Source organism: Sinomonas sp., from assembly GCF_036848755.1.
Taxonomy (GTDB): Bacteria; Actinomycetota; Actinomycetes; order Actinomycetales; family Micrococcaceae; genus Sinomonas.
Map to the genome: position 1 here is coordinate 45,692 of NZ_DAIUJO010000006.1, position 9,923 is coordinate 55,614.

14 protein-coding genes are annotated in these 9,923 nt (G+C 70.1%); 2 read left to right on the forward strand and 12 right to left on the reverse strand.

Annotated features, from left to right (window positions below; all coding sequences use genetic code 11):
- Positions 1-20: 20 nt before the first annotated feature.
- The 5 genes from trpC to hisI all read right to left on the reverse strand — a co-directional run bounded on the left by trpC (position 21) and on the right by hisI (position 3,895).
- A complete protein-coding gene (trpC, locus tag V7053_RS01795) occupies positions 21-851 on the reverse strand; it encodes an indole-3-glycerol phosphate synthase TrpC (RefSeq protein ID WP_334170546.1) in 831 nt (276 codons plus the stop codon).
- On the reverse strand, positions 851-1,114 hold the full coding sequence (locus tag V7053_RS01800; RefSeq protein WP_334170547.1) for an HGxxPAAW family protein: 264 nt from the start codon (positions 1,112-1,114) through the stop codon (positions 851-853). Before V7053_RS01800 ends, trpC begins: the two co-directional genes overlap by 1 nt.
- A gap of 85 nt (positions 1,115-1,199) precedes the next feature.
- Positions 1,200-1,865 carry a Trp biosynthesis-associated membrane protein gene (locus V7053_RS01805; RefSeq protein ID WP_334170548.1) on the reverse strand — a complete coding sequence of 222 codons (666 nt, stop codon included), beginning with the start codon at positions 1,863-1,865 and terminating at the stop codon, positions 1,200-1,202.
- A 1-nt stretch (position 1,866) separates the two neighbouring features.
- Complete coding sequence (locus tag V7053_RS01810; protein WP_334170549.1) at positions 1,867-3,423, reverse strand: anthranilate synthase component I; 1,557 nt, start codon at positions 3,421-3,423, stop codon at positions 1,867-1,869.
- A 43-nt stretch (positions 3,424-3,466) separates the two neighbouring features.
- Entirely contained in the window at positions 3,467-3,895 is a 429-nt protein-coding gene (hisI, locus tag V7053_RS01815) for a phosphoribosyl-AMP cyclohydrolase (protein WP_334170550.1), read from the reverse strand.
- A 78-nt stretch (positions 3,896-3,973) separates the two neighbouring features.
- On the opposite strand from hisI, the gene V7053_RS01820 reads away from it, so the two are divergent.
- Together V7053_RS01820 and V7053_RS01825 are read left to right on the forward strand one after the other, a co-directional pair.
- Complete coding sequence (locus V7053_RS01820) at positions 3,974-4,618, forward strand: TIGR03085 family metal-binding protein (protein ID WP_334170551.1); 645 nt, start codon at positions 3,974-3,976, stop codon at positions 4,616-4,618.
- 46 nt (positions 4,619-4,664) lie between these two features.
- Positions 4,665-5,150 carry a hypothetical protein gene (locus V7053_RS01825; protein WP_334170552.1) on the forward strand — a complete coding sequence of 162 codons (486 nt, stop codon included), beginning with the start codon at positions 4,665-4,667 and terminating at the stop codon, positions 5,148-5,150.
- Positions 5,151-5,187: 37 nt separating this feature from the next.
- Here V7053_RS01825 and hisF read toward each other — a convergent pair whose 3' ends face one another.
- From hisF to V7053_RS01860, 7 genes are all read right to left on the reverse strand, one after another.
- Positions 5,188-5,961, reverse strand: a complete 774-nt coding sequence (hisF, locus tag V7053_RS01830; protein WP_334170553.1) for an imidazole glycerol phosphate synthase subunit HisF — start codon at positions 5,959-5,961, stop codon at positions 5,188-5,190.
- A gap of 14 nt (positions 5,962-5,975) precedes the next feature.
- On the reverse strand, positions 5,976-6,821 hold the full coding sequence (gene hisG / locus V7053_RS01835; RefSeq protein ID WP_334170554.1) for an ATP phosphoribosyltransferase: 846 nt from the start codon (positions 6,819-6,821) through the stop codon (positions 5,976-5,978).
- 82 nt (positions 6,822-6,903) lie between these two features.
- Complete coding sequence (locus V7053_RS01840; protein WP_334170555.1) at positions 6,904-7,167, reverse strand: phosphoribosyl-ATP diphosphatase; 264 nt, start codon at positions 7,165-7,167, stop codon at positions 6,904-6,906.
- Between the two features lie 123 nt (positions 7,168-7,290).
- On the reverse strand, positions 7,291-7,764 hold the full coding sequence (ribH, locus tag V7053_RS01845; protein WP_334170556.1) for a 6,7-dimethyl-8-ribityllumazine synthase: 474 nt from the start codon (positions 7,762-7,764) through the stop codon (positions 7,291-7,293).
- A gap of 56 nt (positions 7,765-7,820) precedes the next feature.
- The gene (gene ribA / locus V7053_RS01850; protein WP_334170557.1) at positions 7,821-8,501 is read right to left on the reverse strand and encodes a GTP cyclohydrolase II; all 681 of its coding nucleotides are present in this window, start codon (positions 8,499-8,501) and stop codon (positions 7,821-7,823) included.
- A 1-nt stretch (position 8,502) separates the two neighbouring features.
- Positions 8,503-9,150, reverse strand: coding sequence for a 3,4-dihydroxy-2-butanone-4-phosphate synthase (gene ribB, locus V7053_RS01855; protein ID WP_334170558.1), 648 nt, complete (start codon positions 9,148-9,150; stop codon positions 8,503-8,505).
- Positions 9,147-9,818 carry a riboflavin synthase gene (locus V7053_RS01860; protein WP_334170559.1) on the reverse strand — a complete coding sequence of 224 codons (672 nt, stop codon included), beginning with the start codon at positions 9,816-9,818 and terminating at the stop codon, positions 9,147-9,149. The genes ribB and V7053_RS01860 overlap by 4 nt, the downstream gene beginning before the upstream one ends.
- Positions 9,819-9,923: the final 105 nt, after the last annotated feature.

The following is a 9,923-nucleotide window of genomic DNA, read 5'->3' on the forward strand; positions in this document are numbered from 1 at the left end:
GGACCGGGCGTCCCCTCGGCTCAGTGCGCGCCGAGGCGCTCGGCGATGGCCGCCGCGCCACTGCGCTGAAATGCTGCGATCCGCTCGCGGGGCGAGCCGTGGGTCACGAGGGCCTCGCCGACGAGCACTGCGTTGGCACCGAGGGCCGCGTATTCCGCGACGTCCTCAGGGCCGCGGACGCCCGATTCGGCGACGACGATGGGGCCAACCGGGATGCGGTCGGCGAGCCGGCCGAACACGCCGCGGTCGACGTCGAGCGTCTTGAGATTGCGGACGTTGACCCCGAGGATCCGGGCGCCGGCGGCGAGGCCGCGATCGATCTCCTCTTCCGTGTGGGTCTCCACGAGGGCATTCATGCCCAGTCCGTGGGTGAGGTCGAGGAAGCCCCTGAGCTCCGCGTCGTCGAGCGCTGCGACGATCAGGAGCACAAGGTCGGCGCCGTGCGCCCGGGCCTCGTGGATCTGGTATTCATCAACGGTGAAGTCCTTGCGGAGCAGCGGCGTCGCGACGGCGGCCCGCACGGCGTCGAAGTCTTCAAGGCTCCCGTTGAAGCGCCGTCCCTCGGTCAGCACGCTGATGACGGACGCCCCGCCCTCGGCATACTGCCGTGCGAGCGCGGCAGGGTCTGCGATGTCCGCGAGGTCACCCTTGGAAGGGCTCCGTCGCTTGACCTCGGCGATGACCCTGAGGTCCCGCCGGGGCTCGTCGCTGCCGCCGAGCGCGTCGAACGCGTCGAGAGCCTGCGGCCGCGCGGCCGCCGCCTCACGAACAGCTTCGAGGGGGACGTCGCGCCGCCGCACCTGAAGGTCCTCACGGACCCCCGCGATGATGTCGTCGAGGACGGTCGCCATCAGTGGGTGTTGTTGAGCTTGCTGCCGCCCACGCCGTAGCCCGCACGGCGCATGGCCCAGCCGACGATCAGGCCGATCGCGATGATCACGACGCCGGCCCAGAAGATCGGGGCGTTGGCGATGACGAACGCGATGCACGAGACGAGCGCGCCGATCAGCATGATGAAGACGCACGTCCACGCGGCTGGGCTGTTCCCGTGGCCGAGGTCCTCGCCGTGGAGGGCCACCTTGGTGTTGTCCTGGGAACCGCTCGCGTTGCTCATGTCGTTCTTCTCCTCGGTTGGGTGTCTCATGTCATTCTGCCATCTCCGGCCCGGCGCTCTGAGCCGCATGACATCGCTGGCGCCTTCAGCTCGTCGGGTCCTCGCCGCGCGTCAGCCGGTCCCATCCGTCGATCTCATCAACGCGGGTGCCCGGCCCGCCCTCGGCCTCCGCCGCCTCCCCGCGCGGTCCGCTCCCACGCCTGTGGGGAGCCGCTCCGGCGTCGTACTTGGTGCGCGTGGGCCATCTGCGGGCCGCGACAATTGACAGGATGCCGCACAGGGCAAGCAGGGTCCCGGCCACCGCGGCGGCGGCCGGGAACCACGTGAGCACGGTTGTGGCTGGCCCGCCCGAGACGCCCGTGGCCTTCGCGATCGAACTGTCCGCCGCGGCCCGCGGGTCCGCGATCACCGCGATGCAGGAGGCCGCGACGCCGACCCCGGCGAGGACGACGACGGCGCTCGCGACGAAGCGGCCGACGCGGCCCGCGACCGCGGCAGCCAGGACGCCCGCGAGGCCGACGAGTGCGAGGGCGGTCACGGCGGTCGCTGCGTTGCTCCCCTGGACCATTACGTGAGCGGTGCGGACGGCCGCGCCCTGGACGTCCGCGTCGATCCACGTCTGGGTGGTCGACCCGAACGCGAGGATCGCGACAAGGACGCTCAGCCCGACGACGGTCGACTTCCGGGCCCACGCCGGCACAGGCGCCGGTTCGTGGCCGGCGGAGGGAACGATGTTCGACGATTCCGTCACGCTAGATCCCCTCCCCGACTCCGGGAAGGGTCGCGGCAGACCGCAGGGCTGAGGCCGTGTGCACTGCCCGCAGCGGCGCTGCGGCCTTGTTGACGGACTCGAGCGCCTCGGCGACTGGATCCGAGTCGGCGACGATCCCGCCTCCCGACTGCACGTACGCCCGGCCGTCCCGCAGCAGGGCAGTGCGGATCGCGATCGCCATGTCCATATCGCCCGCGAAGTCGAAGTAGCCGACCACGCCGCCGTACACGCCCCGGCGTCGGGGCTCGACTTCGTCGAGGAGCTGCAGCGCACGCGGCTTCGGCGCGCCGGAAAGGGTTCCCGCAGGGAACGTCGCGGCCAGGACGTCGTAGGCCGTGGCGTCCGGCCTAAGGTGGCCGTCCACGGTCGACACGAGGTGCATGATGTGGCTGAACCGCTCCACCGCCATGAACTCGCTGACCTCGACCGTCCCGGGGCGGCAGACCTTGGAGAGATCATTGCGGGCGAGGTCGACGAGCATGAGGTGCTCGGCGCGTTCCTTCTCGTCCGCGAGGAGTTCCTCGGCGAGGGCCCGGTCCGCTTCGACCGTCGCACCGCGCGGGCGGGATCCGGCGATGGGATGGGTGACGACCTGATCTCCCGTCACCGTCACGAGCGCCTCGGGCGAGGAACCGACGATCGAGTACTCACGGCCGTCCGCGTCCGCGAGGCTCAGCAGGTACATGTAGGGGCTCGGGTTCATCGCCCGGAGGATCCGGTAGACGTCGAGCGGCGGGGCAGCGAAGTCGAGCTCGAAACGGCGGGAGATGACGACTTGGAAGACCTCGCCGTCCACGATGGCCTCCTTGCCGCGGGCGATGGCGGCGAGGTACCCCGACTCCTCCCAGTTCTCGACGACCTTGTCGCGATAGTCGACCACGGGCCCCAGAACGGAGACGGCGGCCTGGGAAGGCTCAAGCACGCGCTCGACCATGCGGGTCAGGCGGGCGACGGCGTCGTGCCATGCCTCGTCCACGCGCTCGTTGCTGTTGTCGAAGTTGATCGCGTTCGCCACCAGGGTCACCGTGCCGTCCACGTTGTCGTGCACGGCGAGGTCGGTCACGAGGTTCATCGCGAGCTCCGGCAACTCGAGGTCGTCCTCAGGCGGCGAGAGGAGCTTCTCCCACCGGCGCACGGCTTCCCACCCGACGAAGCCAACCATGCCGGACGTGAGCGGGGGCAAGGAGTCGAAGCGCTCGGTGCGCAGCGCAGCGACCGTGTCCCTGAGCGCCTCGAGTGGATTCCCGCCCCGGGGCACGCCCACCGGCGGCTCGCCCGTCCAATGAGCCTCGCCGCCCTTGCTCGTGAGCGTCGCCCGGGACTCCGACCCGATGAACGAATAGCGCGACCACGAGCCTCCGACCGCCGCGGATTCGAACAGGAACGTGCCAGGGTGCCCGTCCGCGAGCTTGCGGTAGAGGCTGATGGGCGTCTCGGCGTCGGCCAGCAGCTTGACGCGGACGGGGATGACGCGCCGGTCCGCGGCGAGCTTCCTGAACTCCCCGAGCGTGGGTTCGATGACTCCTAGGTCCAGCATGGTGTGGGTGGGGTGCCTTCCAGGGGCGGGTGGGTAAAAGGGTTCAGGCTTGGCCGACGACGGCGGGCAGGCCCCTGCCGTCGAAGCACGTCCTCGTGCCGGTGTGGCAGGCTGCGCCGACTTGATCGACCTGGACGAGCAGAGCGTCGCCGTCGCAGTCGAGGGACACCGACTTGACCCATTGGACGTGCCCGGACGTGTCGCCCTTGCGCCAGTATTCCCGGCGGGAGCGCGACCAGAACGTCACCCGTCCGCTGGTGAGCGTCCGCCGCAGCGCCTCGTCGTCCATCCAGCCCACCATCAGCACCTCGAGGGTGTCGTACTGCTGCACGACAGCAGCGACGAGCCCGGCCGGGTCTCGCTTGAGACGCTCGGCGACATCGGGCGCGAGAGCGGGGTGCGCGCCGTCGACCGCCGGTGATGGGGCTGCCGTCTGGACGCGCTCGGAGGTGGGCTCATTCTGCTCGGACATCCCCTCAAGTCTAGTGGTCGCGAAGGGCACGCTTGACCGTGCGCGCGGGCACCCCCGCGCGTGCTAGTTTCGCTAGTGATGCACTTCGTTCCGCCGTCCCGGGAAGTCCTGGCCGAGACCCTGCTCGCGGCCGGACCCAACGCGCCCACCCTCTGCGAGGGATGGGCCACGAAGGAGCTCGCGGCGCACCTGTACCTCCGCGAGCGGAACGCGCGCGTCGGCTTCGGCCTCGCCGTGCGCCGGCTGCGGGGGGTGTCCGATGCTGCGACGGCCCGGCTGGCGGCAAAGTCCGCAACCCCCGGCGCCTACGCCCAGCTGGTCACCTCGTTCCGGGCGGGGCCTCCGAGGACCTCTCCGCTCCGGATTCCTCGGCTCGACGAGGCGGCCAACCTTGCGGAGTTCTTCGTGCACACCGAAGACGTGCGCCGCGCCACCGAGCGCTGGGCCCCGCGCGCCCTCGACGACGGGTACGCGGACGCACTCTGGGAGCACCTCGTGCGCCAGGCCGCGATCCTGTACCGCGGCGTCGATCTCGGCATTGTGCTCGTCAGTTCCCAGGGCCCACGGCACGTCGCCAAACGGGCGGCCGTCTCGGTGGCAATCGTCGGCGAGCCCGGCGAACTGCTCCTGCATGCGACGGGCCGGGGCTCGCACGCGCTCGTAACGTTCGAAGGGCAGCCCGACGCGGTCGCCCTCCTCACGGCAGCCGAGGTCGGCTTCTAGCGCCACCCGCCGCCGTCGTCCGCCCCGAAAGTGGCAGGATGAGGGCATGCCCGCGTTCGACGAGACCTGGAAGTCCATTGCCCCGCTGTGGGCAGCTGTCAACGGCCCCGGGGGCGACGCCCACAGCGGTTCTCCAGCCGCCGCGGCGACGGCGCTTTCCCCGTCCTCCGGCGGCAATGCTGTCGTCTTCGCCGTCAGGACGGCCGACGTCGAGCAGCCGCCGCGACTGCCCGAGGGCGGCGACGTCGTCGGGGCACCGCTCGGTCCGTATGACGCGGTCGAGGTCACGCTCTTCGGTCGCCCTGCGGCGAAGGGCCGCATCGCCTTCGGAGACAGCGTCGCAGTCGTCGGCCGCTTCGAGTTCGAGCACGGAGCGGACCCCGACGAACTCGGTCCGGCGGTCCTCTCGGCTCTCGCCGAAGAAGCCTTCCTCGAGGGTGCCGAGGTCATCTACACGATTGTCGAAGGCGTCGAAGCCCCGTCGTACCTCGGAACAGGCTGGACCGAGGCCGGGCGCCTCGCCAGATCGTAAGCCGACCGCCTCGCGCGACCGCCCAGGGGGAGGCTGGTCAGCGGACCTCGTGCCCGGCGGCGCGGAGGGCGTCCTTCACGCGGCGGATCATGTCGTCGGGGCCGAAATGGAACATCGACGCCGCGAGCACAGCGTCTGCGCCTGCGTCGACGGCGGGCGGGAAATGCTCGGGCGTGCCTGCTCCGCCTGACGCGATGAGCGGGACGGTGACCGCTGCGCGGATGAGGCGGATGAGCTCGAGGTCGAAGCCCTCCTTCGTGCCGTCCGCGTCGATCGAGTTCAGGAGGATCTCACCGACCCCCCGGTCGGCGGCCTCCTTCGCCCACTGGACGGCGTCGATGCCGGTTCCCCGTCGCCCCCCGTGCGTCGTCACCTCGAACCCGGAGGGCGTGCTGGCCTCCCCCTGGACCCGACGTGCGTCGACGGAGAGGACCAGGACCTGCGAACCGAAATGCCGGGTGATCTCGTCGATCACGTCCGGTCTCGCGATCGCCGCCGTGTTGATCGACGCCTTGTCGGCGCCCTCCCGCAGGAGACGGTCGACTTCCGCGACGCCCCGGACGCCGCCGCCTACCGTGAGCGGGATGAAGACCTCCTCGGCGGTGCGGCGGACGACGTCGAACGTCGTCTCCCGCTCGGACGAGGACGCCGTGACGTCGAGGAACGTGAGCTCGTCGGCGCCCGCCCGGTCATACCGGTGGGCGAGCTCGACCGGGTCGCCTGCGTCGCGGAGACCCTTGAAGTTGACGCCCTTGACGACGCGCCCGGCATCGACGTCGAGGCACGGAATGACGCGGACTGCGACGCCCATGGTTCGCCCCTCCCCTAGATCCGGCAGGCGTGGATGCTGCTCACGAGGATTGCGCGAGCGCCCAAGTCATACAGCTCGTCCATCACCCGGTTGGTCTCCCTCTTCGGGACCATCGAGCGGACCGCGACCCACTCGGAGTCACGCAGCGGCGAGACGGTGGGCGACTCGAGGCCGGGTGTGAGGGCCGAGGCCTGCTCGACGAGTTCCTTGCGGACGTCGTAGTCCATGAGGACGTACTTTCGGGCCACGAGCACGCCCGTGAGCCGGCGGATGAGCACGTCGATCGCCGAGACAGCGTGGCCCTTGCGGCCGATGAGCACGGCCTCGGACTGGAGGATCGGATCGCCGAAGACTTCCATCCCGGCGGCCTTGAGCGTGTTCCCCGTCTCGACGACATCCGCGATGGCGTCGGCGACCCCGAGGCGGACCGAGGACTCGACCGCGCCGTCCAGGCGCACGATCCGCGCCGGCTTGACGCCCTGCTCGGCAAGGTAAGTGCGGACGAGGCCGTCATAGCTCGTCGCCACGCGGCGTCCCTCGAGCTGGGTGACGGACGCGAACTCGCCAGCCGGCCCCGCGAAGCGGAACGTCGACGCAGCGAAGCCGAGGGGCAGGAGTTCCTCTGCCTCTACCTCGGCATCGATGAGGAGGTCGCGGCCGGTGATCCCGACGTCGAGGGTCCCCTGGCCCACGTAGACCGCGATGTCGCGGGGACGCAGGAAGAAGAACTCGACGTCGTTCTCCGGATCGAGCATGACGAGCTCGCGGCCTTCCCGGCGCTGGCGGTAGCCGGCCTCGGAGAGCATGGACGAGGCGGCCTCGGACAGGGAGCCCTTGTTGGGAACTGCTACACGGAGCATGGCGGTCTTTCTGGTCTCGAAGGAGGTGTGCTCGGCTTCTGCCACGGGCGCGCTCGAAACTGAAAGCGAGTGCGCTCCGCGGCTAGAGATGCGCGTACACGTCCTTGAGCGTGAGACCCTTCGCGATCATCAGCACCTGGACGTGGTAGAGGAGCTGGGAGATCTCCTCCGCGGCCGCCACGTCCGACTCGTACTCGGCTGCCATCCAGACCTCGGCGGCTTCCTCCACGATCTTCTTGCCGATGCCGTGGACCCCTGAGTCCAGTTCGACGACAGTGCGCGAGCCCTCGGGGCGGCTCGTGGCCTTCTCGCTGAGCTCGGCGAACAGCGACTCGAAATCCTTCACGGGGTCAAGACTATCGGAGCGCATCCGGCCTCCCGCACCCGAAGCAGCCGTGTGACTGCGTGCATGTGACGAAGCCGACACCGGGCGGGAGAGGGACGGATCGGAGGGTCCGATGGATCCGGATCAGAGCGCCCGGAGGGTCGCCGCTGTGAGGAGGGCCGCCGTCGTCGCCTCGTAGCCCTTGTCCTCGCTCGAGCCGGGGAGCCCGGCCCGGTCGAGGCCCTGCTGCTCGTCGTCGCACGTGAGCACCCCGAAGCCGACCGGAACCCCCGTCCGGACGCTCACGTCAGTGAGGCCGACCGTGGCTGCCTCGCACACGTACTCGAAGTGGGGTGTGCCGCCGCGGATCACGACGCCGAGTGCCACCACGGCGTCATGCGTCTCGGCGAGCTTGCCAGCGGCGACCGGGAGTTCGAAGCTCCCCGGCACGCGCACGACGGTGGGTGCGTCGATGCCGGCCTCCTTGGCTGCGCGCAGCGCTCCGTCGAGCAGTCCGTCCATGATCTGGGTGTGCCAGCTGGCCGCGACGATGGCGAGCCGCAGCTCGGCCAGCCCGGGGTCGTCAAGGGCAAGGGTGGGTGCGCCGTGTCCGCTCACGAGGGGAGGATCCTGTCTGTCGTGGGCCCACTCGCCGTGGGCCCGAAGTGCTTGGTTCAGTGGTTGTCGGGGTGCGTCGTCGGCAGAGCGGCCTCCACGTCCAGCGTGAGAAGGTGCGCCATGCGCTCCTTCTTCGTCTGCAGGTAGCGAAGGTTCTCGGCGCGCGAGGGGACCTCGGTCCGCACCATCTCGACCACATGGACGCCGGCCTGGGCCAGCCGGTTCTGCTTGTCGGGGTTGTTGCTCAGGAGCCGGATGTGCGTGAGCCCCATCTCCGAGAGGATCTGCGCGGCGGCGTGGTACGAGCGCCCGTCCACGGGAAGGCCCAGCTGCTCGTTCGCCTCGACCGTGTCGAAGCCTGCCTCTTGCAGCGAGTAGGCCCGGATCTTGTTGGCGAGCCCGATGCCGCGGCCTTCGTGCCCCCGCAGGTACAGGAGCGTTCCGCCCTGCTCTCGGATCAGCCCGAGCGCGTACGCGAGCTGTTCCCCGCAGTCGCAGCGGTAGGAGCCGAAGACGTCCCCGGTCAGGCACTCCGAGTGGAGGCGCACGAGCGGCGCCACGCCGGGTGCCGGCGGCTCGGGCGAGCTCACAGCAAGGTGTTCCGCTCCGGTCTCCTCGTCGATCCAGGCTTGGGCGATGAACTCCCCGAACGCGGTGGGCAGCTTGACGACAGGGCCACTCGTCACTGGGTGGCCGGGCCGTCGTGCTCCGTTGGCCGGGACCGTACTGGTCGTCATGTCATTCCTCCCCGGCGCCCCGGCGGGCCGCCACGAACTCTGCGAGGTCCTCGATGGAAATGAGCGGGCAGCCATGCTCGTCGGCGAACTCCCGCAGCGCGGGCAGCCGCATCATCTCCCCATCGTCGTGGACCACTTCTGCGATCACTCCTGCCGGAGCCAAGCCTGCCAGACGGCACAGGTCCACAGCCGCCTCGGTGTGTCCCCTGCGCGCCAGCACACCACCCTCAACCGCCCGCAGCGGGAAAATATGCCCCGGTCGGGTGAATTCCGCCGCCGTCGACCGGGCGTCAGCGAGGGCCACCACGGTCTTCGAACGATCTGTGGCGCTGATTCCCGTGGAGACGCCGCTCCGGAGGTCGCACGAGACGGTATAGGCGGTGCCCTTGGCATCCTGGTTCTCTGCCACCATCGGCGGGAGCGCAAGCCGGTCTGCGATCTCGCCGGAGAGCGGGGCGCAGACGACCCCGGACGTGTGCCGGATGGTCCAGCCCATGAGGGCGGGGGTCGAGAATTGTGCGGCGAAGATGATGTCGCCTTCGTTCTCCCGGTTCTCGTCGTCGACGACGACGACGGCGCGCCCCGCGCGGAGCGCGTCGACCGCGGCCTGGACGGGCTCGAGCCGGATGGCCTGGATCTGGGCGCTCATGCCGACGCCCCCTGACCGGCGAGACCGGCCTGTCCCGCTTGGCCCGCTGTGCGTCGGTCCCGGCTCCCGAACGAGAGCAGACGCGCCGTGTACTTCGCGAGGACGTCAACCTCGAGGTTGACGGCAGCCCCGACGGGCTTCGACCCGAGGCCAGTTTCAGCGAGCGTCGCCGGGATGAGGCCGACCTCGAACCACTGTTCCTCGTCCCCCGCGGGGCTCACGCCCGTCACGGTGAGGGACACGCCGTCGACCGCTATGGACCCCTTCTCCGCGATGTAGGGTGCGAGTGCCTCGGGCACCGAGAAGCGGAGGCGGTGCCAGTTCTCGAGCGGCTCGCGCTCGGCGAGGACCCCCACGCCGTCCACATGCCCTTGGACGACGTGTCCGTCCAACCGACCGCCAGCGGGAACGCATCGCTCGAGGTTCACGGTGTCGCCGGCTTCGAGTCCGCCGATCGTCGTCCGGGCCAGGGACTCCCCCATGACGTCGACCGTGAACGTGTGGCCGTCGTTGCGGGTCGCGGTGAGGCAGCAGCCGTCGACTGCGATCGAACCGCCGAGGGGCAGGTCTGCGGCGAGCGTGGGTGCCGAGAGGGTGATGACGGCGCTCTCGCCCGTCGAATCGACAGCGACGACAGTGCCGCGTTCGGCGATGATCCCGGTGAACATCAGTTGCTTCCTTCTGAATTGGGACGGGTCGAGTGGATCGGACGCGTCGGGGAATGGGGACCGGTCGGGTCAGGCGGGCTGGGCTGATCGCCACCAGTGGCCTGA